Annotated in this window: 21 protein-coding genes; 4 read left to right on the forward strand and 17 right to left on the reverse strand. The window is 66.8% G+C overall.

The annotated features are described in order from the left end of the window. Positions 1-8: 8 nt before the first annotated feature. The 7 genes from bamB to rlmN all read right to left on the reverse strand — a co-directional run bounded on the left by bamB (position 9) and on the right by rlmN (position 7,635). Positions 9-1,148 carry an outer membrane protein assembly factor BamB gene (bamB, locus tag AC3WR5_RS25630; RefSeq protein WP_492488108.1) on the reverse strand — a complete coding sequence of 380 codons (1,140 nt, stop codon included), beginning with the start codon at positions 1,146-1,148 and terminating at the stop codon, positions 9-11. Beyond that, complete coding sequence (locus tag AC3WR5_RS25635) at positions 1,145-1,813, reverse strand: YfgM family protein (RefSeq protein ID WP_231012858.1); 669 nt, start codon at positions 1,811-1,813, stop codon at positions 1,145-1,147. Before AC3WR5_RS25635 ends, bamB begins: the two co-directional genes overlap by 4 nt. 101 nt (positions 1,814-1,914) lie before the next feature. Beyond that, positions 1,915-3,234, reverse strand: a complete 1,320-nt coding sequence (gene hisS, locus AC3WR5_RS25640; protein ID WP_492488110.1) for a histidine--tRNA ligase — start codon at positions 3,232-3,234, stop codon at positions 1,915-1,917. 113 nt (positions 3,235-3,347) lie between these two features. Further along, positions 3,348-4,652: a flavodoxin-dependent (E)-4-hydroxy-3-methylbut-2-enyl-diphosphate synthase gene (ispG, locus tag AC3WR5_RS25645; protein ID WP_492488226.1), complete on the reverse strand. Its 1,305-nt coding sequence runs from the start codon at positions 4,650-4,652 to the stop codon at positions 3,348-3,350. A gap of 10 nt (positions 4,653-4,662) precedes the next feature. Next, the gene (locus AC3WR5_RS25650) at positions 4,663-5,694 is read right to left on the reverse strand and encodes a helix-turn-helix domain-containing protein (RefSeq protein WP_492488112.1); all 1,032 of its coding nucleotides are present in this window, start codon (positions 5,692-5,694) and stop codon (positions 4,663-4,665) included. Then, on the reverse strand, positions 5,687-6,463 hold the full coding sequence (pilW, locus tag AC3WR5_RS25655) for a type IV pilus biogenesis/stability protein PilW (protein ID WP_141290516.1): 777 nt from the start codon (positions 6,461-6,463) through the stop codon (positions 5,687-5,689). The genes AC3WR5_RS25650 and pilW overlap by 8 nt, the downstream gene beginning before the upstream one ends. A gap of 92 nt (positions 6,464-6,555) precedes the next feature. After that, complete coding sequence (gene rlmN, locus AC3WR5_RS25660) at positions 6,556-7,635, reverse strand: dual-specificity RNA methyltransferase RlmN (RefSeq protein WP_492488228.1); 1,080 nt, start codon at positions 7,633-7,635, stop codon at positions 6,556-6,558. On the opposite strand from rlmN, the gene AC3WR5_RS25665 reads away from it, so the two are divergent. Next, on the forward strand, positions 7,573-7,716 hold the full coding sequence (locus AC3WR5_RS25665; protein WP_231012888.1) for a hypothetical protein: 144 nt from the start codon (positions 7,573-7,575) through the stop codon (positions 7,714-7,716). The genes rlmN and AC3WR5_RS25665 overlap by 63 nt on opposite strands. A 25-nt stretch (positions 7,717-7,741) precedes the next feature. Here the strand turns inward: AC3WR5_RS25665 and ndk are convergent, their stop codons facing one another. The 4 genes from ndk to AC3WR5_RS25685 all read right to left on the reverse strand — a co-directional run bounded on the left by ndk (position 7,742) and on the right by AC3WR5_RS25685 (position 12,812). After that, positions 7,742-8,167 carry a nucleoside-diphosphate kinase gene (ndk, locus tag AC3WR5_RS25670; RefSeq protein ID WP_492488114.1) on the reverse strand — a complete coding sequence of 142 codons (426 nt, stop codon included), beginning with the start codon at positions 8,165-8,167 and terminating at the stop codon, positions 7,742-7,744. Positions 8,168-8,333: 166 nt separating this feature from the next. After that, positions 8,334-10,475, reverse strand: coding sequence for a pseudouridine synthase (locus AC3WR5_RS25675; protein ID WP_492488116.1), 2,142 nt, complete (start codon positions 10,473-10,475; stop codon positions 8,334-8,336). Positions 10,476-10,485: 10 nt separating this feature from the next. Continuing rightward, entirely contained in the window at positions 10,486-11,268 is a 783-nt protein-coding gene (gene scpB / locus AC3WR5_RS25680) for an SMC-Scp complex subunit ScpB (protein WP_492488118.1), read from the reverse strand. Positions 11,269-11,771: 503 nt separating this feature from the next. After that, complete coding sequence (locus AC3WR5_RS25685; RefSeq protein ID WP_492488120.1) at positions 11,772-12,812, reverse strand: RluA family pseudouridine synthase; 1,041 nt, start codon at positions 12,810-12,812, stop codon at positions 11,772-11,774. Between the two features lie 94 nt (positions 12,813-12,906). Here AC3WR5_RS25685 and AC3WR5_RS25690 point away from each other — a divergent pair, with 94 nt between their 5' ends. Beyond that, positions 12,907-13,713, forward strand: a complete 807-nt coding sequence (locus AC3WR5_RS25690) for an outer membrane protein assembly factor BamD (protein WP_141291065.1) — start codon at positions 12,907-12,909, stop codon at positions 13,711-13,713. 45 nt (positions 13,714-13,758) lie between these two features. Here the strand turns inward: AC3WR5_RS25690 and yoaA are convergent, their stop codons facing one another. Both yoaA and AC3WR5_RS25700 read right to left on the reverse strand, forming a co-directional pair. Further along, positions 13,759-15,771, reverse strand: a complete 2,013-nt coding sequence (gene yoaA / locus AC3WR5_RS25695) for a DNA repair helicase YoaA (protein WP_231012853.1) — start codon at positions 15,769-15,771, stop codon at positions 13,759-13,761. Between the two features lie 8 nt (positions 15,772-15,779). Beyond that, positions 15,780-15,983 (reverse strand): DUF465 domain-containing protein, encoded by a 204-nt coding sequence (locus tag AC3WR5_RS25700; RefSeq protein ID WP_141289428.1) that lies wholly within the window; start codon positions 15,981-15,983, stop codon positions 15,780-15,782. Between the two features lie 44 nt (positions 15,984-16,027). Between AC3WR5_RS25700 and AC3WR5_RS25705 the strand changes: the two genes are divergently transcribed. Continuing rightward, positions 16,028-16,795 carry a PP2C family protein-serine/threonine phosphatase gene (locus AC3WR5_RS25705; protein ID WP_141289429.1) on the forward strand — a complete coding sequence of 256 codons (768 nt, stop codon included), beginning with the start codon at positions 16,028-16,030 and terminating at the stop codon, positions 16,793-16,795. 145 nt (positions 16,796-16,940) lie between these two features. On the opposite strand, the gene zapE is transcribed toward AC3WR5_RS25705, so the two are convergent. From zapE to AC3WR5_RS25725, 4 genes are all read right to left on the reverse strand, one after another. After that, entirely contained in the window at positions 16,941-18,038 is a 1,098-nt protein-coding gene (gene zapE / locus AC3WR5_RS25710; RefSeq protein WP_492488122.1) for a cell division protein ZapE, read from the reverse strand. Between the two features lie 94 nt (positions 18,039-18,132). After that, positions 18,133-19,560: a dihydrolipoyl dehydrogenase gene (gene lpdA / locus AC3WR5_RS25715; protein ID WP_492488124.1), complete on the reverse strand. Its 1,428-nt coding sequence runs from the start codon at positions 19,558-19,560 to the stop codon at positions 18,133-18,135. Positions 19,561-19,640: 80 nt separating this feature from the next. After that, a complete protein-coding gene (gene odhB, locus AC3WR5_RS25720; RefSeq protein WP_492488126.1) occupies positions 19,641-20,906 on the reverse strand; it encodes a 2-oxoglutarate dehydrogenase complex dihydrolipoyllysine-residue succinyltransferase in 1,266 nt (421 codons plus the stop codon). A 174-nt stretch (positions 20,907-21,080) separates the two neighbouring features. Further along, a complete protein-coding gene (locus AC3WR5_RS25725) occupies positions 21,081-23,939 on the reverse strand; it encodes a 2-oxoglutarate dehydrogenase E1 component (RefSeq protein WP_492488128.1) in 2,859 nt (952 codons plus the stop codon). 338 nt (positions 23,940-24,277) lie between these two features. On the opposite strand from AC3WR5_RS25725, the gene AC3WR5_RS25730 reads away from it, so the two are divergent. Next, a complete protein-coding gene (locus AC3WR5_RS25730) occupies positions 24,278-24,625 on the forward strand; it encodes a hypothetical protein (protein WP_141285019.1) in 348 nt (115 codons plus the stop codon). The last annotated feature ends 9 nt before the right edge of the window (positions 24,626-24,634 follow it).

Genomic DNA, 24,634 nt, shown 5'->3' on the forward strand with positions numbered 1-24,634 from the left:
CAAATCAGTCATTCAGGACGGAAGCCGAACAAGCCGCCATTGCGGGTCGTCACGACCATCGTGGTGTCGGACAGCACCGGCACGCCGATCACCGCCGAGCCGTCGGTCGGCAGACGCAGCAGCGGCGTGCCGGCGTCACGCGACAGGAAGTGCACCTGGCCTTCGAAATCGCCGAACACCACCGTCTTGCCGACCGAGATCGGCGCGCTCAGGCTGCGGTTCAGGAAGCGTTCGTTGGTCCAGACAGTGCTGCCGTCGCGACGGCGGCGGGCGCTGATGCGGTCCGAAGCGTCTGCGCTGAACACGTAGTCAGCATCGGCCGCCACGCTCTGCACGCCGCCGCCGGGCATGGTCCACAGCACTGCGCCACGGTCCGCATCGACGCAGCCGACGCCGGTCTGGAACGCACGCATGCACAGCACATTGCCATTGCGGGCCGGCGGGCCGACCAGGTCGGACAGGCGCTCGACCTCGTTGGTGCCGCGCGGCGTGGCCACGGTGGCCTCCCAGCGCACATTGCCCTGGGTCGGGTCCAGGCCCAGCAGACGCGAGCCCTGGGCGGCCAGCAGCGTGTCCTTGTAGGCGGCCAGCACCGAGGACTGGGCCAGCGTCAGCGCGTCGCCGGGGCGGCGCAGCGTCCACAGCTTGTGGCCGTCCAGCACGTCGTAGGCCGAGACGGCGCGGTCCACACTCATCACGAACACGCGCTCGCCCGCCACCAGCGGCGCGGTCACCACGCGGGCGTCCAGCCGGGCCTTCCACTTGTCCTTGCCAGCGTCCAGCACGACGAGTTCGTTGTCCTGCGTGACCACCGCGGCAAAACGCCCGTCGCTGCCAACACCGGCGCTGAGCTTGCCGTCCACCCGGGTGCGCCAGATTTCGCGGCCGGTCGCGGCCTCCACCGCCACCACGCTGCCATTGTCGGAGGCGGCGAAGACCTTGCCGTCGCGCACGACGGTGGCCATTGGGAAGCTGACATCGCTGCCCAGTGGCAGGCGCCAGACCTGGCGGCCGGCGATTTGCGGCTGGACCGGCTGCAGCGGCGCGGGCGGCGCCTTGTCGCTGGAACAACCGGCCAGGCCGAGCGAGGCGGCGGCCAGCACGCCCAGCAAGCCACCGGACAGCCAGCGGTTCAGCGCGCCGTTCATTTGGCGGCCCCGGAAGCGGCCGGCGCAGGTGCGGCGGCCTGGGCGGTCAGCTTGGCGTCGATCACGCGACGGTAGTCCTGCTTCTCATCCATCGCCTTCCAGGCCTTCTGCCAGGCGGCCACGGCCTCGGCCGTCTTGCCCTGGGCCATCAGCACGTCGCCACGCCTGTCGTCGGCCAGCGCGGCGAATTCGGGCGACTTCACGGCATCGACCTGCTTCAGCGCTTCGTCATAGGCCTTCTTGTCGATCAGCAGCGCGGCCAGGCGCAGGTGTGCCAGCGCCTGGTAGTCGTCGTCGCTGGCCTGCGTGGCCACCCACTCGAGCGTGGCCTGCGCGGCATCGGCCTGGCCCTTGTCGGCCTGCACGTGCGCCGCCAGCAGGCCGCCTTGCTGGGCGAAGGTGGTGCGCGGGAAGCGCTGCTTCAGGTCATTGAAGACCAGTGCGGCCTTGGCGGCGTCACCAGCCTGCACGGCATGATCAAGTTCGTCGAACATGGTGCCGGCCTTGGCGGCCTGGTCACGCTGGTAGTAATTCCAGCCGTTCCAGCCGGCGAAGCCGGCCAGCACCAGCGTCAGCGTCCAGGTGATCAGGTTGCCATACTGCTTCCAGAACGCCTTGAGCTCGTCGAGTTGTTCTTGTTCCTGAAGGTCGAGATTGCTTGCCATGAACACGGCCCACGCGAGGCGGGCATAGAAATCGGAACCCGGCAGGGCCAGGGCGTTTTGGGATGCAGTTGGCGCTCGAAGCTTCAGGCGCCAACTGCGGATTATGCGTTGCCCGCAGGCCCGCGCAGCAGCCCGGCCCAGTGCTTCACATCGGCCAGCGGCTGCAGGCTTTGTTCCCCCGCCTCGCGCAGCGGCTTCAGCGTGACCTGGCCCTGGCTCAACTCGTCGGCACCGAACACCAGCGCGTAGCGGGCACCGCTGGCATCGGCCTTCTTGAACTGCGCCTTCATGCTGCCGCCGCCGGCATGCATCTGCACCGCCACGCCTTCGGCGCGCAGGCCTTCGAGCACCGGCAGCACCTGCGGCAGCGCCGTGGCATCGGGGATCACCGCATAGGCGTCCGCAGCGCCACTCGGCACCGGCAGTCCCAGTTCCTGGATCAGCAGCAGCAGCCGCTCGATGCCCAGGCCAAAGCCCACCGCCGGCGCGCTCTTGCCGCCGAGTTGCTCGATCAGCCCGTCGTAGCGGCCACCGCCGCACACCGTGCCCTGCGAGCCCAGGTGGTCGGTGACCCACTCGAAGACGGTCAGGTTGTAGTAGTCCATGCCGCGCACCAGCCGGGTGTTGACGCGGTATTCGAGGCCGGCGGCGTCAAGGATCGCGCGCACCGCATTGAAGTGCGCCAGCGTCTCTTCACCGAGGAAATCCATCAGCTTGGGCGCGGCTTCCACCATCGCCTGCATTGCCGGATTCTTGGTGTCCAGGATGCGCAGCGGATTGCTGTGCAAGCGGCGCTTCGCTTCTTCGTCCAGCAGCTCGGCGTGGGCTTCGAAGTGGGCGATCAGGGCAGCGCGGTGCGCCGCCCGCTCGGCCGGCTGGCCCAGGCTGTTCAGCTCCAGGCGCACGTGCTCACCCTCGACCAGGCCCAGCTCCTTCCACAGCCGGCGCACCAGCAGGATCAGCTCGGCGTCCACGTCAGGACCGGCAAAGCCCAGCGCCTCCACGTCCAGCTGGTGGAACTGGCGATAGCGGCCTTTTTGCGGCCGCTCGTGGCGGAACATCGCGCCCAGGGTCCACAGCCGCAGCGGGCCGTTGTAGAGCGCGTTGTGCTCGACCATTGCACGCACGATGCCGGCGGTCGCCTCGGGGCGCAGCGTCAACTGGTCACCGTTCATCGCGTCGGTGAAGGAGTACATCTCCTTCTCGACGATGTCGGTCACCTCGCCAAGCCCGCGCACAAACAGCGCGGTCGGCTCGACGATGGGCGTCAGGACGTACTGGTAGCCATAACGCGCCAGCACCGAGCGTACGGTGGACTCGAACCAGTGCCACAGCGCCGAATCCGGCAGCTTGTCCTTGCGGGTCACGCTGCCCGGCAGGATGTCGTTCATCCCCTTGATGGCCTGTAGGGTCTTGCTCATGGTGGTTTGCAACAGAAATGGCAGCCTGAGCCCCGAAAGCGGGCTCGGCAAAGTCATGTAAAACTTGCGCGGCCAGGCCGCGCAGGGTCAGCAAGCGAAGGCGCGTGGCGGCGTCAATGCTCGGCTGTCACGCTGCCGTAGCGACGCTCGATGTACTGCTCGACCACCGTCTGGAACTCGGTGGCAATGCCCTCGCCGCGCAGCGTCATGGCCTTTTCACCGTCGATGAAGACAGGCGCGGCCGGCGCTTCGCCGGTACCTGGCAGGCTGATGCCGATGTCGGCATGCTTGCTCTCTCCGGGGCCGTTGACGATGCAGCCCATCACGGCGACCTTCATGCTCTCGACGCCCGGATAGCGCGACTTCCAGACCGGCATCTGCGCACGCAGGTAGTCGTCGATCTGCTTGGCCAGTTCCTGGAAGGTGGTGCTGGTGGTGCGGCCACAGCCGGGGCAGGCGGTGACGCTGGGGTTGAAGCTGCGCAGGCCCAGCGACTGCAGGATTTCCAGCGCGACCACGACCTCTTGCGTGCGCGCCTCGCCGGGCTGCGGCGTCAGCGAGACACGGATGGTGTCGCCAATGCCTTGCTGCAGCAGCACCGACAGTGCCGTGGCCGAGGCCACCGTGCCCTTGGTGCCCATGCCGGCTTCGGTCAGGCCCAGATGCAGCGCGTAGTCGCAACGCTGCGCCAGCGCGGTGTAGACCGAGATCAGGTCCTGCACGCCACTGACCTTGCAACTGATGATGATCTGGTTGGCCGACAGGCCGATGGACTGCGCGTCGCGGGCGGAATCCAGCGCCGACTGGATCAGCGCCTCGTACATCACCTGCTTGACGTCCCAGGGCTTGGCGCGGCGGCTGTTGGTGTCCATCAGCGCGGCCATCACCTCCTGGTCCAGGCTGCCCCAGTTGACGCCGATGCGCACCACCTTGTCGTAGCGGCAGGCGGCCTCGATCATCTGCGCGAACTGCTTGTCGCCCTTCTCGCCCTTGCCCACGTTGCCGGGGTTGATGCGGTACTTCGACAGCGTCTCGGCGCAGGCCGGATGCTCGGTCAGCAGGCGGTGGCCGTTGTAATGGAAGTCGCCCACCAGCGGCACGTCAATGCCCATGCGGTCCAGCTGCTCGCGGATGTGCGGCACTGCGGCAGCGGCCTCGGGCGTGTTGACCGTGATGCGCACCATCTCCGAGCCGGCAATCGCCAGCTCCTTGACCTGGATGGCGGTGCCGATGACGTCCACCGTGTCGGTGTTGGTCATGGACTGCACGCGCACAGGCGCATCGCCGCCCACCGTCACCACGTGCGATCCCCAGGCCACGCGAGCTTGGCGGCTGCGGCGCGCCAGCGGGCTCAGCACGGGGATGGGGGCTCTGTCGTCGGGCACCTCGACCTGGTCACGCGCGGCTTGCTCAGTCATCTTCATCAACCTATTTCAGCTCGAGGCGGACCACGTTGTCCCGCGTCAGCGATTGCAACTCGATCGGCTTGCCGCGCAGCGTCAAGTCGGTGCCCACGGCATTGCCAATCTTCACACGCATCGGGAAAGCCCCGCTCAGCCCCACGGTATCGCCGGCGGCCACGGTGCGCGCCAACAGCGTCTTGCCGCTGCCGTCGATGACCTCGATCCAGGAATCCTGGCGCGCATGCAGTTGCAGCGGGCCAGCCGGGTCCAGGCCAGCCGACGCGGCCGATTGCGGTTTACTTGCAGCCTCGACGGCGGCCAGTGCAGCCACGCTGCTCGCAGCGGGTTTGACGGCAGGCAACGCGGCGCTGGCCGGGGCCTGAGCCACCGGCGCGGGCTGCGACACCACAGGCGCCGGGCTGCCAGCATCACCGGCGAGCGGCAGATTGGCCTGCGGCACATTCGCCAGCGGCGCGTCGGCCATCACCGGAGTTCCGGCGTCATGGGTGCCTGTGGCCTCAGCACCATTCGCCGCGCTGGCGGCACCGCTGTCGCCCACGGCCGATGCTGCGGCCACGCTTTCCGGTGCCGCCTGGGTCAGCCAGCGCCAGCCGGCGCCATCGCGTGGCAACAACCAGAGCGCCAGCGCGGCAATCACCAGCAGTGCGATCAGGCCCAGGAAAGCGCGGCTGGCCAGCAGTTGCTCGGCCGGCTCGCGCTTGCCGCCGCGCTCGCGGAAAGGCGCATTCAAGCCGTTGCTCACATGCTCCAGCTTGTGCGCCTCGGCCCGCGGCAGCCGCGCCAGCACCGGTGCCGGGTCGATCTTCAGGGCGCGGCAGGCGGCCTGGGCCAGCGCGCGCACAAAGGTCGCCCCTTGCAGTTCATCGTAGCGGTCGGCCTCCAGCGCCTCCAGCTTGCGTGGCGCCACCTTCAGCTGTGTGGCCAGCGCGCCCAGGTGCAGGCCCTGGGCCTCGCGGGCCTGGCGCAACATCGCACCTGGCATGGCGTGCACGTCAGCGGCGACGGGGAGGCTGTCCGCCTCGTCTGGCTCACTCATCGAATCGACCCTTTTCGAACAGCAGGGTTTCGGGGGCTTCGGGGAAGCGACCGCGCAACTGGTTGCCCAACACGCGCACCTGACTGTCCTGGCGCAAGCGATTCTCGACGCGCAAGGCCAGCCACAGCGACTGGGCAGTGACCAGGTTGTCCTGGGAATTCACGCGCCGGATGTAGAAGCGCGCGCGCTCGAACTCGCCTTCCTTGTACAGCACCTCGGACAGGTTCACGGCCGTGGCCGGATTGGCTGGGTCGATCTCGTAGGCGCGCGACAGCGTCTTCTCGGCGTCGGCCAGGCGGAAGTCACGGGCCTGGCAGACACCCTGGGCCAACAGGGCCCGCGAAGCGTCGCGCAGCTCGGGTTGAGCGACCAGGGTGTTGTACTGCGCGTCAGCCTCGCTGAAGCGGCGCTGCTGGCACAGGAACCAGCCGTAGTTGTGCATGGTGCTGAGGTCGCTGGGCGCGAGCCTCAGCGCATGCCTGAAGCTCTCTTCAGCCAGTTGCGGCTGGTTCAGGCTGGCGTAGATCAGCCCGCGCAGGTTGTAGGCCTCGACCGAGGTCGGCTTGGCAACGATGGCCTGCTTGACCTCGTCCAGCGCGGTGGTGTTCATGCCGCGGCCGAAATAGGCCTCGGCGAGCTCCATGCGCACCTTGGCACGGCGGTCGGCATCGGTCTGGTCCGAAGCGGTGACTAGGTCCTTGCTGTCCCTGGGCTTGTCAGCCACGCAGGCGGACAGACCCCAGACGAGCCCCGACGCCAATCCCCACATCAGCAGCCCCCGGCCCAGCGCGGCGCGCCAAGCAGCACGGCCATGGAGTACACCGTCTTGCGAACGGCCCTGTGCGGCGCCAGGAGCAAACATCATCGTAGCGGAGACCCCAGGGGAACAATGGGCACGGGCAGGCGCTTCATGCGCTCGCTCGCTCGGGTGCGGTCCTGCACTTCGCCAGCAAGCTGGCCACAGGCCGCGTCAATGTCGTCGCCGCGCGTCTTGCGCACGGTGGTCACCAGGCCACCGTCTTGCAGGATTTTGGCAAAGCGCATCACCTGCTCGCGCGGCGAGCGCAGCAGGCCGGATGCCGGGAACGGGTTGAACGGGATCAGGTTCAGCTTGCAGGGCACGCGGTTCGGGCCGCGGCCATTGACCAGCGCCAGCAGCGCGCGGGCGTGGTCTTCAGTGTCGTTGACACCGTCAAGCATGCAGTATTCGAAGGTGATGAAGTCGCGCGGCGCGGCTTCCAGGTACCGCAGGCAGGCCTGCATCAACTCGGCAATCGGGTACTTGCGGTTCAGCGGCACCAGGTCGTCGCGCAATGCGTCGATGGGCGCATGCAGCGACACCGCCAGCGCCACCGGGCAGTCTTCGCGCAGGCGGTCCATCATCGGCACCACGCCGGAGGTGGAGACCGTGACACGACGGCGCGACAGGCCATAGGCATGGTCGTCCAGCATCACGCGCAGCGCAGGCACCAGTGCGTTGTAGTTCTGCAGCGGCTCGCCCATGCCCATCATCACGACATTCGTGATGGCACGCTCGCCGGGCTTCAGGCCCAGCCGCTCGCGCAGCTTGTGTTCGGCCATCCAGAGCTGCGCCAGGATCTCGCCGGTCGTCAGGTTGCGGCTGAAGCCCTGATGGCCGGTGGAGCAGAAACGGCAGCCCACCGCACAGCCGGCTTGCGACGACACGCACAAGGTGCCGCGGTCGTCTTCCGGGATGAACACGGTTTCGACCGCATTGCCGGCGCCGACGTCAAACAACCATTTGACGGTGCCGTCGGTCGAAACCTGCTCGGTGACGACGGGCAGCGGGCGAATCTCGGCCTTGCCGGCGAGCTTCTCGCGCAGCGATTTGGCCAGGTCGCTCATGGCGGCAAAGTCTTGCGCGCCTCTTTGATGAATCCAGCGGAAAAGCTGGGTGGCGCGGAAGCGCTTTTCACCCAGACCTTCGCAAAACGCGGCCATGCCATCGAGATCGAAGTCGAGAAGATTGACGACGCCGGTCATGACGATGTGGCCGCTTGAGTTCGCAGAAGAATCCAGCCCGCGATCAGCGCGAGTGGATGTTCATGCCAGGGAAGAAAAACGCGATTTCGACGGCAGCCGTTTCGGCGGCGTCAGAACCGTGCACCGCGTTGGCGTCGATGCTGTCGGCGAAATCGGCGCGGATCGTGCCCTTCTCGGCCTTCTTCGGATCGGTGGCGCCCATCAAGTCGCGGTTCTTCAGGATTGCGCCTTCGCCTTCGAGGGCGGTGACCATCACCGGGCCGGAGATCATGAAGTCGACCAGGTCCTTGAAGAAGGGACGGGCGGCATGCACGGCGTAGAACGCTTCGGCATCGGTGCGCGACAGCTGCATCATGCGCGCAGCGATGACCTTCAGGCCAGCGCCTTCAAAACGGGCGTAGATCTGGCCGATGACGTTCTTGGCGACGGCGTCGGGCTTGATGATCGAGAGGGTGCGTTCGATGGCCATTTGATTTTTCCTTCAGGAGTAGTTTTCGGCGAGCGAAAGGACAAAGCTCATAATTTTAGCCTTGCCCTGTGAAACTGGAATAAGACGAAGCAGCCGCGGGGTCAATCCTGGCTTGCCTGAGCGACGCCGGCTGCCCTCAAAAGGGACCCGCGACACTCACCGGGCTTCAGCGGCCGCCTCGGCGACCACCGCCGCCGCCGCCATTGCCCCGACCCTGCATCTTGCGGGTGAAGGCATCGGCACCGATGTAGCCGACCGAGGTCTGCATCGGATCCGGCTGGCCCTGGCCGCCACCGCCGCCGCCCTTGCCACCCTTGCCGTTGCGACCCGGGCCGGGGCCACGTCCGGTGTTCTGGACGAAACGCTTGTCGTAGGTCTGTTGCAGCGGATTCGGAATCGGGCCGTTCTCGAAATCATGTTCGCGCGAACCGGCACGCTCGCGCTGGATGGCACGCTTGTCGTAGGTCTGCTGCAGCGGGTTCGGAATGCGGCTGGGATCGCCCGGCTCCCTGTCATCGCGCGGCAGCATCGGTTCACCCTGGTCGCGCCGGCTGGCGTTGGGACCAGGGTTGTTGTTGCGGCCACGCGGGCCATCCGCCCGGGCCTCGTCGCGCCGGCCGCCTTGCTGCTGGCCGGGGCCGCCACGGGCCGGCCGACCGTCACGGCGGTCCTGCTGGCCACGGTTGTCGCCGCGTGGCTCCTGGCGCGGCTCACCACGCGGTTCCTGGCGACCCTCGCCGCGCGCCCCCTGGCGCGGCTCGCCACGGCGCCCGTCTTGCGGACCATCCCGGCGACCCTCTCGCTTTTCAGGCCGACCTGCATCGCCGCGCGGCGCGCCTTGCGACTGGCCTTGCGGGCCACCGGTCAGCTGGCGCAGCGCCTTCACGTCCATCTCGCCCAGGTCCACGCAGGCGCCGCGCTTCAAGCCGCGCGGCAGCACCACGCAGCCGTAGCGCACGCGGATCAACCGGCTCACCGCCAGCCCGACGGCATCAAACAGCTTGCGCACTTCGCGGTTGCGGCCTTCGGAGATCACCACGCGATACCAGCGGTTCACGCCTTCGCCGCCACCCTCCTCGATGGACTTGAACGCGGCCGTCTGGCCCTCGATTTCCACGCCCGCCAGCAAGCGGTCCTTGGCCGGCTTTTCCAGCGTGCCCAGCACGCGCACCGCGTACTCGCGCTCCACGCCGAAGCGCGGATGCATCAGCTTGTTGGCCAGGTCACCGGAGTTGGTGAACAGCAGCAGGCCTTCGGTGTTGATGTCCAGCCGACCCACCGACTGCCACTTGCCTTGCTGCAGGCGCGGCAGCTTGCGGAACACGGTGGGCCGCTGTTGCGGGTCGTCATGCGTGACGACCTCGCCAACCGGCTTGTGATACGCGATCACGCGCGGCGGCGGCGGCGCGATGCGCACACGCACCGGCTTGCCTTCGATCGAGATGCGGTCGCCAAACGAGATGCGCATGCCTGTGTGCGCCACCTCGCCATTCACCTCGACCCGACCTTCCTGGATCATCTGCTCCATGTCGCGGCGCGAGCCAATGCCGGATTGCGCCAGCACCTTGTGCAGCTTGGGTGCGTCTGCATCCGGCAGCAGCACCCGCTTCTCGGCCAGCGCCTCGCCCTCGAACGGCGCCTCAGCTTCCGGCTCTGCATCGAACTCGCCCGACAGCAGGCTGGCAAACACCTCGCCGGCATCGACCGCGCTGGGGGCAGCAACCGGCAACCCGGCGCCCGCCGCCTCGCCTTCGCTGTCCGACTCCACCGCCTGCACCTCGCCCGGCGCAGCCTGCGCCTGATCCGCCCCCGCTTCGGCCCGACCGGCACCCCGGCGCCCGCGCCGACGATTGCGCCCGCGCTCGGCACCCGATTCAGCCTCGGCCGAAGCCTCGCCTTCGCTTGCCACGGATTCTTCGCCAGACGGCGCGCTGGCAGCCACATCGCCCCCCACCGCAGCCACCACGGGTGAGGATGCTTCGACCCCGGCCGGCGCAGCAACTGGCGCCGCCTCGGCCACAGTCGCCGCCTCGGCCACCGGAACCTGCGCCACCGCTTCGTCAGCCACGGCAGCCGCGGTCTTGCGCGGTGCCCGAGGCTTGCGCGGTGCGCGCGCCGGCGCAGCCGCCTCTTCGGCAACCACGGGTTCAGCCACCTCAGGCGCAGCCGTCACCTCGGGTGCAGGCTCCGCAGCTTCAACCGCCGCCGCAGGCTTGCGGGTGCGGGTGCGCTTCTTCGGCGCTTCGGTGGTTTCGGGTGCCGGGTTGGCGGGCAAATCGTCGGGGGCGTCAGGTGCGTCGGAGTTCATGCTGGGAGTGCTAGGGCTTGGGCGGCGCGGCGGTCGCGTCGGGTTCGGGAGGAAGTTCCGAGGCGGCGGCAGGTGCCGGCGCGTCGAGGGAGGGTGCAGAAGAAGGCGGAAGGGATTCGCCGTCTTCGGATGTGGGGACCGTCAGTTCGGCCTGCAGGATGGGATCGGGGCTTGCGGTTTCAGCGGGCGTGGGCAGCGGCTCGTCCAGTGCCAGCGCGCCCTGCTCGACCAGCAGCTCGGGCTGCGCAGCCGCGAGGCTGGCCAGCGCGGCGTGGCCACCGCCAGCCGATTCCAGCAAGGGCAAACGATCCAGGCTTTCCAGCCCCAGGTCGTCCAGGAACTGCCGAGTGGTGGCATACAGCGCAGGCCGGCCCGGGGCGTCCCGGTGGCCGATGGCTTCGATCCAGTTGCGGTCTTCCAACTGCTTCATGATCTGGCTGGACACCACGACACCGCGAATGTCCTCGATGTCGCCGCGTGTGACCGGCTGCCGGTAGGCAATGATGGCCAGAGTTTCGAGCACAGCGCGCGAGTAGCGCGGCGGCTTTTCCGGATTCAGCCGGTCCAGGTATTCGCGCATTTCCGGCCGGCTCTGGAAACGCCAGCCTGAGGCCAGGCAGACCAACTCCACGCCCCGCCCCTGCCAGTCCCGCCCCAGTTCGTCGAGCAGGTAGCGCAGCGTGTCAGCACCGACCTGGTCATCGAACAACACCCGCAGCTCGCGCAGCGGCAAAGGCTGCGCCGCGCACACCAGTGCTGTTTCCAAAACGCGCTTGGCGTTCTCTGTATTCATGGACACACGTCGATGGACCAGGCCTGAGGACAGGCGGTTTTGTCGCCACAATGGGCGGACTGTTTCGGCATCAAAGGCCGCATGGGCAGACAGGCAAATACCAGTGGCCAGCCCCATCCTGGCAAACGGATGAAGCGAACAACAGCGGCCGGCATGCCGACTCAATCACCGGCACAGCAAAAACCTGCGGCGGGCATTTTTCAGGGTTGCCGAATTCGGGCGAGTGGTGCGACGGGCTGTGTTGCGGCTTTTCTGCACACAGACGGTGGCAACGAGGCAACGTCTTGGGCCCTGATCTTCAGGGCGCCGCGGACCGGATTGTGAACAATCAAGGGCCCAATGCCTGCCACGTTCGCAAAGCTTCTCAGAGCGCTTCGCACCATACACCGAGGGCTGCTGGATGCATCTGCTCACCCAAGGCGCGCAGTACAAACTTGATTCACCAACTCGGTTCAGTTGCGAATTGTACAGCCTGCCCGCTGGCCGGCGGCAATAAAAGAGCTTCAGCCCGAAACTGAAGTCTGCTCCGGCGCATGGTCAGGCGCAATCTGCGCCCAGGCCTGGGCCAGATCAGCCGGTGGTGGCACGCGAAACAGCAGCGGCTCGCGGGTGATCGGATGCTCGAACCCCAGTTCCACCGCGTGCAAGGCCTGCCGCAGTAGGCCGAGCCCCGGCACACCGCCATACACCGCGTCGGCCAGCAGCGGGTGCCCGCGCTGGCTCAGGTGCACCCGGATCTGATGCGTGCGGCCGGTGTGCAGCTTGCAGCGCACCGCGCTGACGCCACCCGCGAAGGCGACCGGGTAGACATCGGTGCGTGCGGGCTTGCCGCCCGCCTGCACCGCCATGCGCACGCGGGTGCTGGGGTCGCGGCCAATGGGGGCGTCGATCACGAACGGACTGCTGCCCACGTCGCCATGCACCAGCGCAACGTAGCGTCGCCGCACGTCGCGCTGCGCCATGTCGCGCACCAGCGCCGTCACCGCCTCCAGGCTGCGGCCCACCACCATCAAGCCCGAGGTGTCCTTGTCCAAGCGGTGCACGATGCCGGCGCGCGGCAGATGCGCCGCGCGGCCGTCCAACGCCAGTAGGCCATTGAGCAAGGTGCCAGACCAGTTGCCCGCTGCCGGATGCACCACCATGCCGGCCGGCTTGTTGACCACCAGCACATGGGTATCCTGGTAAACGATGTCGAGTTCAATCGGCTCGGGCCGGAAGGCCAGGCTTTCGGCCGGCGGCACCAGCCGCACGACCAGCACCTGCCCGGCGCGCGCCTTGCGCGACACGCTCTGGCTGGCCACGCCGTCCAGCATCACCTCCCCCTGCTCGATCAGGCCTTGCAGGTGGTTGCGCGAGAACTCGGGAACCAGCGTCGCCAGCACCTTGTCCAGCCGTTGGCCATGGGCCTGGGCACCCAGCGCATGGGTGCGGACCTCGAATTCCTCGCCAGGCATGGCGCTGGCGTCCAGCGCCACATCGTCCAATTCCAGCACGGCGTCGGCGGACACGTCCATCGACGCAGCCGGCAGCAGCACGGGGGCCATTTTCGGGCTCTGGGCACTCATATAATCGTTTGGCTTTCTTTCTTGTGTATTCACGCTCAACCGTGTTGCGGGTGCCCCGGCGCCCGCCGGATCCATGACCCAATTTCCCGCATTCCGCGTCGCGTCCCGAATGGCCCTGGTGGCCCTGCTGGCGGTCACCGCTGCCTGTGGCTCACTCAAAGATGAGGAGATGAAGGGCACGGCAGAGAAATTGTATGCAGATGCCAAGGAAGAAATGGCGTCCGCCAACTGGACCGCTGCCATCAAGGGGCTGGAGCGCGTCGAGGGCCGGGCTGGCGGCGGCCTACTGGGCCAGCAGTCTCAACTCGACCTGGCCTACTCCTACTGGAAGTCCGGCGAGAAGGCCCAGGCCATCACCACGCTGGACCGCTTCATCAAGCTGAACCCGTCCAGCCCCGGCCTGGACTATGCGCTGTACCTGCGCGGCCTGGTGAACTTCAACGAAGACTTCGGCATCCTCGCCGCCGTCTCGCAACAGCAGCAGTCCGAACGCGACCAGCAGGCCTCGCGCGAGTCCTACCAGTCGTTCAAGCAACTCGTCGACCAGTTCCCGGACTCCAAGTACGCGCCCGATGCCCGGGCCCGCATGGACTACATCGTCAATGCGCTGGCGGACTACGAAGTGCACGTGGCCCGCTACTACCTGCGCCGGGGCGCGCTGGTGGCCGCGGCCAACCGGGCTCAGCAGGCGATCACCGTCTACCCGCAGACGCCTGCAACCGAAGAAGCGCTGTACATCCTCGGCCAGGCCTACGACCGGCTCGGCCTGGACAAGCTGCGCGACGACGCCAACCGCGTGCTGGCCCTGAACTTCCCGAACAGCCGCCTGCCCCAGGAAGGCTTCAAGGAACGTGAAAAGGCCTGGTGGCAACTCTGGTGAGCGCCGCTGCGCCAGCAGAACACGGCGACCCGAGGGTCGCCTTTTTCATGCCTGCGCTCGCTCGCTGGCCAGCTCGCGCAGCCAGCCCAGCGCCTGCTCACCGCTGGTGAGCTCGGCCATTGGCGGCAAGGCCCGCAGCAAGCGCGCGCCGTAGCGGGCCTGCAGCAACCGCACATCGCACACCACCAGCAAACCCTTGTCGGTCTCGGTGCGAATCAGCCGGCCCGCACCCTGCTTCAGCGCGATTGCCGCTTCGGCGACGAAATAGTCGTTGAAGGCATCACGTCCCTGGCTCTTCAACTGCTTGACCCGGGCCTCGACCAAGGGGTCATTCGGCGGCGGAAACGGCAGCTTGTCGATGATCACGCATTGCAGTGCGTCGCCCGGCACGTCAATGCCTTCCCAGAAACTGTGCGAACCGACCAGCACGCTGTTGCCGGCCTGGAAACGCGACAGCAGCGCGCGCTTGGCGGCCGTGCCCTGCACCAGCACCTCCAGCGGGCTGCCCAGCGTCTTCAGTTCCCCCTGCAATGCCTCGGCAATCGTGCGCATCGCGCGCAGCGTGGTCGTCAGCACGAAGGTGCGGCCACCGAGTGCCACGGCGCAATGTGCCGACGCGCGGCCGACCATCACGGGATGATTGCTCTCGCTGGGCGCCGGGAAACGCGGCGGCACATAGACGCGCGCATGAGCCGGGTAGTCAAACGGACTGCCCAGGCGCAGCTTGCGAGCATCCTCCAGACCGGCAGCTTCGGTGAACCAGCTCAGGTTCTCATCGTCGCCCAGCGTGGCCGAGGTGAAGACCCAGGCCCGGCTGCCAGCAGCACGCTGCTCGCCCATCATGCTGCGAATGTCCAGCGGCGATTCGACGAAGCGTGCCTGGTGCGGCGTCAGGTCGACCCAGCGCACCCTGTCCGCTGGCGTGGGCCCCTGGAAGCGCGCGGCCTGCGCGGCGAGTTCCTGCGCGCGCGCTTGCAGGCGGCCGAAGTCGGGCGAGGCGCCGGTGTTGGCGTCCAGGGCAGCCGCTGCCGACTTCAATGCCTCGGCCAGGCCGCTCAGGCGCTCCTGCAACGCAGCGCCCCGGCGCGTCACCTCTTCCCAGCTCAGCCGCAAGGCCGCGCGCACTTCCAGCTGCGGCCCGGCCGCTGCCAGGCGCAGCTCACGCGCCGCGTGTTCGCAGGCCGCCACCAGGTCCTGCCAGGGTGCCAGGCCACGGGCCTGCTGCAGGCCGGCCGCCAGCATGTCCTGGCCAAAGTCCAGCACCTGGCCGGTGCCCAGGGTCTTGCCGAGGAACTGCACGCCAGCCTCGACCATCTGGTGCGCCTCGTCGAACACCGCCACGTCCACCGTCGGCAGCAGCTCGGCCACGCCGGTGTCGCGCAGCGACAGGTCGGCAAAGAACAGGTGATGGTTGACGACCACCACATCGGCCGCCATGGCCTCGCGCCTGGCCTTCATGACGTGGCAGGCGTGGTATTCGCCGCATTCGCTGCCCAGGCAGTTGTCGCGCGTGGACGTGACCAGCGGGATGATCTCGGAGCGCTCGTCAAGCCCCTCCAGTTCGCTGATGTCGCCGCTCTGCGTCGCCTGCGCCCAGGTTTCGATGCGGGCCAAAGCGCGAATGGCCATGCGGTCCGGCAGCTGCGCGCCCTCGCGCGCCTGCACCAGACGGTGCTTGCACAAGTAGCTGGCCCGGCCCTTCAGCAGCGCCACCGTGGTCGGCAGCTTGAGCACCTCCCTCAGGCGCGGCAGGTCGCGGAAGAACAACTGATCCTGCAGGTTCTTGGTGGCCGTGCTGACCAAGGTGCGCCGGCCCGACAACAGCACCGGCAGCAGGTAGGCAAAGGTCTTGCCGACGCCGGTGCCGGCTTCGGCGACCAGCGCACTGCGCCCGGCAATCGCGTCGGCCACGGCGCTGGCCAGCGCGGTTTGTTGCTCGCGTGGCATGAAGTTGCCGTCCGCCTGGGCGAGCGCGCCGGTGCCGGACAGCGCTTCGCGAACCGCCTCGCCCAGCTCGGCCAGATCGGCCAGCATGGGCTCGTCGGTTTCAACATTCATGGGTGGGTTCAGGCGGGCTCTTTCGGCTCCAGCGATGCTGCCAGCCGGGAAATCTGGTCGCGCAGCAGCAGCCGGCGCTTTTTCAGGCGGCGCAGCGCCAAGTCGTCGCGCTGCGGGGTTTCGCTGGCCTGGTCGATCAGGCTGTCGAGATCGGCGTGTTCCATGCGCAACTCGATCAGCCGCCTTTGTGGCGAATGCAGGCTATCGGGCATGGGAAGGTCGGCGTCCACAGAACTGAGAGTTTATATTGCGGCCCATGAGTTCGACACCCCAGGGATACCGCATCGCCGCAGCCACCGGGCTGCACAAAGGCGACCGAGCCTATCAGCAGGACCAGGTCCTGGTGCTGCCCCACCCTCGCGTGCAAGGCTGCGCGCTCGGCCTGGTGGCCGACGGCATGGGCGGCAAGAGCGGCGGTCGTACGGCGGCCGATCAGGTCATCATGACCGCCAAGCAGGTGTTCGACCGCTTCACACCCGCCAGCATGGACCCCGGCGAGATGCTGCGCCAACTGGTCATCGAGTCGCACCTGATGATCAAGCTGACGGCCATCACGGCCGACGAAGAGCCGCACAGCACGATTGCCGCCTTCCTGTTCCTGCCCGACCGCAGCGCCTGGACGGTGCACGCCGGCGATTCACGGGTCTACCATTTCCGCGGAGGCGAGCTGGTGCGCCGCACGATCGACCACTCGTACGTGCAGCGGCTGATCGACGAAGGCAAGATCACCGAAGCCCAGGCCAACACCCATCCACAGTCCAACCTGCTGACTGGCTGCCTGGGCACGCAACAAGACCCGCCGATCACTCTCACACAACTGGACAAGCTGGAACTGGGCGACACGCTGCTGGCCTGCAGCGATGGCCTGTGGCACTACCTCAGCCCGAAAGAGCTGGGCGCCATCGTCACCGCACTGCACCCGCGCGACGCCAGCGAGATGCTGGTCAGCAAGGCGCGCCAGCGCGCCCGCGGCATGGGCGACAACCTCTCCCTGGCCATGGTCCGCTTCGACCCGTTGACTTGATGGGGCACCCGGCTTCGCGGGTACGCGAAGCCACCCGCCGAGCGGGTTGGCGCAGCCGCCTTGGGGCGGCCCGGCGCCGGCTGCGCTTCGCTCCGATCTGCGTTGCTGCTGCGACTCCTATCAAGCTCGACCAAGTCAATCTGGCTCAAGTCAATGATGTATCGACGTTCCGGCGCTCGAGGGACAGGTATTCCTGCGAGCGCATCTCGTGCAGGCGGGAGACGGTGCGGGGGAATTCGTGGGCCAGCGGGCCTTCGTTGTAGAGGTCTTCGGCGGGCACTTCGGCCGAGATGATGAGCTTGACGCGGCGGTCGTACAGCACATCGACCAACCAGGTGAAGCGGCGCGCTTCCGAGGCCAGCCGGGGCGGCATCTTCGGCACCCCCGAGAGCAGCAAGGTGTGGAACTGGGTGGCCAGTTCCAGGTAGTCGTTCTGCGAACGCGGGCCGCCGCACAGGGCCTGGAAATCGAACCAGACCACGCCACCGGCGCGGCGCTTGGCCTTCAATTCGCGGTGCTCGATGTGCAGCAGCGGCGACTCGTCCTTGGCCTCGGCCAGTTCGTCGAAGGTCTGCTTCATCGCGGCTTCTGCCGACGCGTCCAGCGGCGTGTGGTACAGCGCCAGATGCTCCAGCGTGCGCTGCCGATAGTCGGTTCCGGCGTCGACGTTGATGACCTCCAGCTTGTCCTTCAGCAATTCGATGGCCGGCAGGATGCGATCACGGTGCAGCCCGTTGGGGTACAGCTCGTCGGGCTTGAAGTTCGAGGTCGTGACGATGGAGACCCGGTTCTCGAACAGCGATTCCAGCAACCGGTGCAGGATCATCGCGTCGGTCACGTCTGCCACGTGGAATTCATCGAAGCAGATCAGCCGGTAGCGTCGGGCAATGCGCCGGCCCAGCTCCTGCAGCGGGTTCTGCAGGCCCTTGAGATCCTGCAGCTCACGGTGCACCTCGCGCATGAACTCATGGAAGTGCAGGCGCGTCTTGCGGGTCAGCGGCACGGACTGGAAGAAGCAGTCCATCAGGAAGCTCTTGCCGCGGCCCACGCCGCCGTACATGTAGACGCCGCGCGGGATCGGCGGGCGCACCAGCATCTTGGTCAGCGCATTGCTGCGCCGGCCCTTGTAGTCGGCCCATTCGTTCTCGCAACGCTCCAGCGCGTCGATCGCGCGCAGCTGGGCCTCATCGGCGCGGAAGCCGCGCTCTTCGAGCAATTGCGCATACAGCTGGCGAACAGTCATGGCGAGGACAACCGGAGAGGAGATGAGGATTGAAAAGGCCCGCCGGCCTTGGCAGGCGGGCGGGCCGGGGGCTTGCGCAGTCAGCGCTGCCCGGTCAGAAGTTCAACGTGCGCTTGTCCACCGCCAGCGCGGCTTCCTTGGTCGCCTCGCTGAGCGACGGGTGGGCATGGCAGATGCGCGCGATGTCTTCGGCCGAGGCCTTGAACTCCATCGCCACCACGGCTTCGGAGATCAGCTCCGAGGCCATCGGGCCGATGATGTGCACGCCCAGGATCTCGTCGGTCTTGGCGTCCGCCAGGAACTTGACGAAACCGGTTGTGTCGCCCAGTGCACGCGCCCGGCCGTTGGCCAGGAACGGGAACTGGCCGGCCTTGTAGGCCACACCGTCCGCCTTCAGCTGCTGCTCAGTCTTGCCGACCCAGGCAATTTCCGGGCTGGTGTAGATCACCCACGGCACGGTGTTGAAGTTGACGTGGCCATGCTGGCCGGCAATGCGTTCGGCCACTGCCACGCCTTCTTCCTCGGCCTTGTGGGCCAGCATGGGGCCGCGCACCACGTCGCCAATGGCCCAGACGCCCGGCAGGTTCGTCTTGCAGTCGCCGTCGACCACCACCATGCCGCGTTCGTCCAGCTTCAGGCCCACGGCTTCCGGATTCAGGCCGATGGTGTTGGCGACGCGGCCGATCGAGACGATCAGCTTGTCCACCACCAACGACTGCTCGGCACCCTTGGCATCGGTGTAGGCCACGGTCACGCTGTCAGCGGCCTTGGTCACCGAGCTGATCTTCACGCCCAGTTCAATGTTCAGGTTCTGCTTCTTGAAGACCTTGGCCGCTTCCTTGGCCACGCTTTCGTCGGCTGCGCCCAGGAAGGCCGGCAACGCTTCGAGGATGGTGACCTCGGCACCCAGCCGGCGCCAGACCGAGCCCATTTCCAGGCCGATGACACCGGAGCCGATCACGCCCAGCTTCTTCGGCACCGCGGGAATGCGCAGCGCGCCGTCGTTGGACAGGATCAGCGATTCATCGAACTCGGCGCCGGGCAGCTGGCGCGGGTTCGAGCCAGTGGCGACGATCACCTGCTTGGCCTGCAGCGTCTCTTCAGCAGCGCCAGCGACCTTGATCTCGTAGCCACCGTCCTTGGCTGCGACGAACGAGCCGCGGCCGTGGAAGAAGCTGACCTTGTTCTTCTTGAACAGGTACAGGATGCCGTCGTTGTTCTGCTTCACGACCGCGTCCTTGCGACCGATCATCTTGGCGATGTCGATCTTCAGGTCGCTGACCGAGATGCCGTGATCTGCAAAGGCGTGGCCGGCATGGTCGAAATGCTCGCTGGACTGCAGCAGCGCCTTGGACGGGATGCAGCCGACGTTGGTGCAGGTGCCGCCGGGCGCAGGGCCGCCCTTGTCGTTTTTCCACTCGTCGATGCAGGCGGTGTTGAAACCCAGCTGCGCTGCGCGGATCGCCGCGATGTAGCCGCCAGGGCCGCCGCCGATCACGACGACGTCAAATTGCTTGGACATTGAATGAGGTTCCTGTCAGGTCTTGGCAAAACGCCCCCGGCGCGAGCCTGGGGGCGTTGGATCGTTCCGGAGGAAGGCGATCAGATGTCGAACAAAAGACGCGCGGGATCTTCCAGCGCTTCCTTCATCGCAACCAGGCCCAGCACGGCTTCGCGGCCGTCGATGATGCGGTGGTCGTAAGACATCGCCAGGTAGTTCATCGGGCGGATCACGATCTGGCCGTTCTCCACCACCGCGCGGTCCTTGGTCGCATGCACGCCCAGGATGGCCGACTGCGGCGGGTTGATGATGGGCGTCGACAGCATGGAGCCGAAGGTGCCGCCATTGGAGATGGAGAAGGTGCCGCCGGTCAGTTCTTCCAGGCCCAGCTTGCCGTCCTTGGCCTTCTGGCCGAACTGCGCGATGGTCTTCTCGATCTCGGCGAAGGTCAGCTGGTCCGCGTTGCGGATCACGGGCACGACCAAACCGCGCGGCGAACCGACGGCGATGCCGATGTCGAAGTAGCCGTGGTAGACGATGTCATTGCCGTCGACCGAGGCGTTGATGACCGGGTACTTCTTGAGCGCATGCACCGCCGCCTTGACGAAGAAGCTCATGAAGCCCAGCTTGACGCCGTGTTCCTTCTCGAACTTGTCCTGGAACTTCTTGCGCATGTCCATCACCGGGGCCATGTTCACTTCGTTGAACGTGGTCAGGATGGCGTTGGTGGCTTGCGACTGCAGCAGGCGCTCGGCAATGCGGGCACGCAGGCGCGACATCGGCACGCGCTGCTCGGCACGCTCGCCCAGGTTCTGCTGGACCGGTGCGGCCACTGCGGGCAGCGGCTTGGCCACGGCTGCCGAAGCGGGCACGGCAACCGGTGCAGCCACCGGCTTGGCAGCGCCGCCGGCCACAGCGCCGAGCACGTCGCCCTTGGTGATGCGGCCATCCTTGCCCGTGCCCGGCACCGAGCCGGTGGCCAAGTTGTTGTCGGCCATCAGCTTGGCGGCAGCAGGCATCGCCACGTCGGACTTGGAACCGCCAGCAGCGGGTGCCGGTGCGGATGCAGCGGCCGGCGCAGGAACTGCAGCGGCGGCGGGCGCCGGTGCCGCGGCACTGGCCTGGCCTTCGGTGTCGATCTGGGCGATGACCTGGTCGGCCACCACGGTGCCGCCATCGGCCACCACCAGTGTCTTCAGCACGCCGGCGGAAGGCGCCGGCACTTCGAGCACGACCTTGTCGGTCTCGATCTCGATCAGGATTTCATCGATCGCCACGGCATCGCCGGGCTTCTTCTTCCATTGCAGCAGGGTGGCCTCGGCCACTGACTCGGACAGCTGCGGAACCTTGACTTCTACGATTGCCATGATGTTGTTCGTTGGGTGCGGGGATGGGGTTGGTCACCGGATGCGACCTTCGCCAGCACCGCTGTGAGGCTGGCGCAGCAGGTGCCCCGGAGGGCGGCACCTGCGCGCGTTGGCCTGGACTGTGTCTGAGGACGTTGAGCCTGAACGGCTGGATGAGGTCTGTGGACGACAGGCTTATTTCGAGAGCACAAAGCCCTTGAGCTTGCCGAAGGCCTGGTCCAACAGCGCCTTGAGCTGCTCCTGGTGCAGGTGGGCGTAGCCGACAGCCGGCGATGCCGAGGCCGGGCGGCCGGCGTAACCCAGCTTCTGGCCGTCGAGCATGTTCTCGTGGATGTAGTGCTGCACGAAGAACCAGGCGCCCTGGTTTTGCGGCTCGTCCTGGCACCACACGATTTCCGTCGCGTTCGGGTACTTCTTGATCTCGGTCGCGAAGGCCTTGTGCGGGAACGGATAGAGCTGCTCGACGCGCAGGATCACCACGTCGGTGGCCCTCTTCTCTTCGCGCTTCTTGACCAGGTCGTAATAGACCTTGCCCGAGCAGGCGATCACGCGCTTGACCTTGGCGTTGTCGATGTCGGCCGCGGCGTCCGGGATCACGGTGCGGAATTCGCCCTTGGTGAACTCGGACAGCGGCGAGGTCGCTTCCTTGTTCCGCAGCAGCGACTTCGGCGTCATGATGATCAGCGGCTTGCGGAACTGCCGCACCATCTGCCTGCGCAGCAGGTGGAAGATCTGGCTGGCCGTCGTCGGCTGCACCACCTGCATGTTGTTGTCGGCCGAGAGCTGCATGAAGCGCTCCAGGCGCGCCGAGCTGTGCTCCGGGCCCTGGCCTTCATAGCCGTGCGGCAGCATCAGCACCAGGCCATTGGCCCGGCCCCACTTCACTTCGCCAGAGGCGATGAACTGGTCGATCACGACCTGCGCGCCGTTGACGAAGTCGCCGAACTGGCCTTCCCAGATGGTCAGCGTGTTCGGTTCGGCAGCGGCGTAGCCGTATTCGAAGCCAAGCACTGCCTCTTCAGACAGGATGGAGTCGATGACGACAAACGGGGCCTGGTTCTCGGCCACGTTCTGCAGCGGGATGTAGATGCCTTCGTCGAAGCGCTCGCGGTTCTGGTCGTGCAGCACGGCATGGCGGTGCACGAAGGTGCCGCGGCCGCTGTCTTCGCCCGACAGGCGGATCGGGTAGCCCGACGCGACCAGCGACGCATAGGCCAGGTGTTCGCCCATGCCCCAGTCGATGTTCACGTCGCCACGGCCCATGGCAGCGCGGTCGGCAATCACCTTCTCCACCAGCGGGTGCAGCTTGAAGTTGGAAGGGATGGTGGTGACACGCTCAGCCAGGCGCTTGATCTCGGCCAGCGGCAGCGCGGTGTCGGCTGCGTCGGTCCACTTCTTGCCGAGGAAGGGCGACCAGTCGACCGCGTACTTGCTCTTGAAGTCGGTCAGCACCGGATCCACCGTGTGCTTGCCGGCATCCATCGCGGCACGGAAGGCCTTGACCATGTCGTCCGGGCCTTCGGGCGGCAGCACGCCCTGCGCCACCAGCTTGTCACCGAACAGCTTGCGCGTGCCCGGGTGCTTGGCAATGGTCTTGTACATCAGCGGCTGGGTCAGGGCAGGCGTGTCCTGCTCGTTGTGGCCCAGCTTGCGGAAGCAGATGATGTCGACGACCACGTCCTTCTTGAACTGCTGGCGGTAGTCCATCGCCAGCTGCGTGCACCAGACGACGGCGTCAGGATCGTCGCCGTTCACGTGCAGCACCGGCGCCTCGATCATCTTGACCACGTCGGAGCAGTACAGCGTCGAGCGAGTGTCGCGCGGGTCGCTGGTCGTGAAGCCGATCTGGTTGTTGATGACGATGTGCAGCGTGCCGCCGGTGTAGTAACCGCGGGTTTGCGCCAGCGCCAGCGTTTCCATCACCACGCCCTGGCCGGCAAAGGCCGCGTCGCCGTGCACCAGCACCGGCAGCACTTGGCTGCCGACCTTGTCGCCGCGGCGGTCCATGCGGGCCTTGACCGAGCCCTCGACCACCGGGTTGACGATTTCCAGGTGAGACGGGTTGAACGACAGGCTCAGGTGGACCGGGCCACCAGGCGTCGAAACGTCGCTGGAGAAACCCTGGTGGTACTTCACGTCGCCGGAAGGCAGATCTTCCGGCGCCGTGTGGTCGAACTCGGAGAACAGGTCCTTGGGCGCCTTGCCCAGGGTGTTGACCAGCACGTTCAGGCGGCCACGGTGGGCCATGCCGATGACGATTTCCTGCACGCCTTTTTCACCGGCGCGCTGCACCAGTTCGTCCATCGAGGCGATGAAGCTTTCGCCGCCTTCCAGCGAGAAGCGCTTCTGGCCGACGTACTTGGTGTGCAGGTAGCGTTCCAGGCCTTCGGCCGCGGTCAGGCGATCGAGGATGTGGGTGCGCTTCTCGGGGCTGAAACTGGGCTTGCTGCGCGCCGTTTCCAGGCGCTCATGCCACCAACGCTTTTCGGTCGGGTCGGTGCAGTGCATGATTTCCGCACCCACCGAGCCGCAATAAGTCTCGCGCAAGGCTTGCATGATCTCGCGCAGAGTCATGTGTTCAGCCTTGCTGAAATAGGTGTTCGTGGCGCTGAACGTGATGTCCATGTCGGACTCGCTCAGGTCATAGAACGCCGGTTCCAGTTCGGGAATCTTGGGCCGCTCGGTGCGCTTGAGCGGATCCAGGTCGGCCCAGCGGGAGCCGAGGAAGCGGTAAGCCGAGATGAGCGACTGGACGTGCACCTGCTTGCGGGCGACGGCCAGGTCGGTCGAGCTGGCCTTGACGGCGAAAGCGTTCGACTTGGCGCGCTGCGCAAAGGATTCGATCACCGGCGCGTGGGGCACGTCGCGGCTGTCGGAGCCATCGGCTGCCGGCACGTTTTGCAACGCGTCGAAGTACTGGCGCCAGTTGTCGGGCACGGAGCCCGGGTTGTCGAGGTAGGCCTCGTACATCTCTTCGACGTACGGCGCATTGCCTCCAAACAGGTACGAGTTCGCCCCGTATTGCTGCATCATGTTTCGCTCACCTTTCGCTCCGGTTTCCAGAGCTCCGATGGGTTGATCAACCTTCCGCGGCCCGGCTAGACCGTTTGGCGGATTGCGATCCGCCTTGCTGCCGTGGAAGCGACCAGCAAGGGGACACAGAAGGATCGGATAAGAGGCGGCACTCTAACACCCTTGCTTTGACCTAGGCTAAGCAAAACTACGTGGCAAGGAGGTATCTGTGCGCCGCTTGCAATACGAAGCTTACTGCTGCGCCGCGGAAGTCACAGCCTCCATCGGGGGATAACAGCACTGGCAAAAAGGGGGTGTTCGGCATTTTGGCCAGTGCGGCGCCGGCAGAAACTGGCGGCATGGTTCACCCGCCACCCGCCGCGCCGTTTGTCCAGCGCGTGATCCGCCTGCAACTGGAAGCACCGCCCAAACCGGCCGTTGGCCAGGCCTGCAATGGCTGCGGCGTTTGTTGCGCCTGGGCACCCTGCCCGCTTGGCATGCTGGTGAGCGGCAAACGCCAAGGCGCTTGCCTGGCCTTGCAGTGGCAGGCCGATGCCGGGCTCTACCGCTGCGGCATGGTCGCCGCACCGCGCCAGGTGCTGCACTGGCTGCCCGAACCGGCCGCAAAGCTGCTGAGCCGGCTGGCACGGCGATGGATTTCGGCGGCCAGCGGCTGCGATGCAGACCTGGCGGTCAGCGCCACCTGAGACTGACCT

The sequence above is a fragment of the Ideonella sp. FW305-24 genome, from assembly GCF_058788035.1.

Bases quoted from the DNA above. Each gene is read 5' to 3' on its own strand.
- bamB (WP_492488108.1), bottom strand. From the start codon at position 1,148: ATGAACGGCGCGCTGAACCGCTGGCTGTCCGGTGGCTTGCTGGGCGTG.
- AC3WR5_RS25635 (WP_231012858.1), bottom strand. From the start codon at position 1,813: ATGGCAAGCAATCTCGACCTTCAGGAACAAGAACAACTCGACGAGCTC.
- hisS (WP_492488110.1), bottom strand. From the start codon at position 3,234: ATGAGCAAGACCCTACAGGCCATCAAGGGGATGAACGACATCCTGCCG.
- ispG (WP_492488226.1), bottom strand. From the start codon at position 4,652: ATGACTGAGCAAGCCGCGCGTGACCAGGTCGAGGTGCCCGACGACAGA.
- AC3WR5_RS25650 (WP_492488112.1), bottom strand. From the start codon at position 5,694: ATGAGTGAGCCAGACGAGGCGGACAGCCTCCCCGTCGCCGCTGACGTG.
- pilW (WP_141290516.1), bottom strand. From the start codon at position 6,463: ATGTGGGGATTGGCGTCGGGGCTCGTCTGGGGTCTGTCCGCCTGCGTG.
- ndk (WP_492488114.1), bottom strand. From the start codon at position 8,167: ATGGCCATCGAACGCACCCTCTCGATCATCAAGCCCGACGCCGTCGCC.
- AC3WR5_RS25675 (WP_492488116.1), bottom strand. From the start codon at position 10,475: ATGAACTCCGACGCACCTGACGCCCCCGACGATTTGCCCGCCAACCCG.
- scpB (WP_492488118.1), bottom strand. From the start codon at position 11,268: ATGAATACAGAGAACGCCAAGCGCGTTTTGGAAACAGCACTGGTGTGC.
- AC3WR5_RS25685 (WP_492488120.1), bottom strand. From the start codon at position 12,812: ATGGCCCCCGTGCTGCTGCCGGCTGCGTCGATGGACGTGTCCGCCGAC.
- AC3WR5_RS25690 (WP_141291065.1), top strand. From the start codon at position 12,907: ATGACCCAATTTCCCGCATTCCGCGTCGCGTCCCGAATGGCCCTGGTG.
- yoaA (WP_231012853.1), bottom strand. From the start codon at position 15,771: ATGAATGTTGAAACCGACGAGCCCATGCTGGCCGATCTGGCCGAGCTG.
- AC3WR5_RS25700 (WP_141289428.1), bottom strand. From the start codon at position 15,983: ATGCCCGATAGCCTGCATTCGCCACAAAGGCGGCTGATCGAGTTGCGC.
- AC3WR5_RS25705 (WP_141289429.1), top strand. From the start codon at position 16,028: ATGAGTTCGACACCCCAGGGATACCGCATCGCCGCAGCCACCGGGCTG.
- zapE (WP_492488122.1), bottom strand. From the start codon at position 18,038: ATGACTGTTCGCCAGCTGTATGCGCAATTGCTCGAAGAGCGCGGCTTC.
- lpdA (WP_492488124.1), bottom strand. From the start codon at position 19,560: ATGTCCAAGCAATTTGACGTCGTCGTGATCGGCGGCGGCCCTGGCGGC.
- odhB (WP_492488126.1), bottom strand. From the start codon at position 20,906: ATGGCAATCGTAGAAGTCAAGGTTCCGCAGCTGTCCGAGTCAGTGGCC.
- AC3WR5_RS25725 (WP_492488128.1), bottom strand. From the start codon at position 23,939: ATGATGCAGCAATACGGGGCGAACTCGTACCTGTTTGGAGGCAATGCG.
- AC3WR5_RS25730 (WP_141285019.1), top strand. From the start codon at position 24,278: ATGGTTCACCCGCCACCCGCCGCGCCGTTTGTCCAGCGCGTGATCCGC.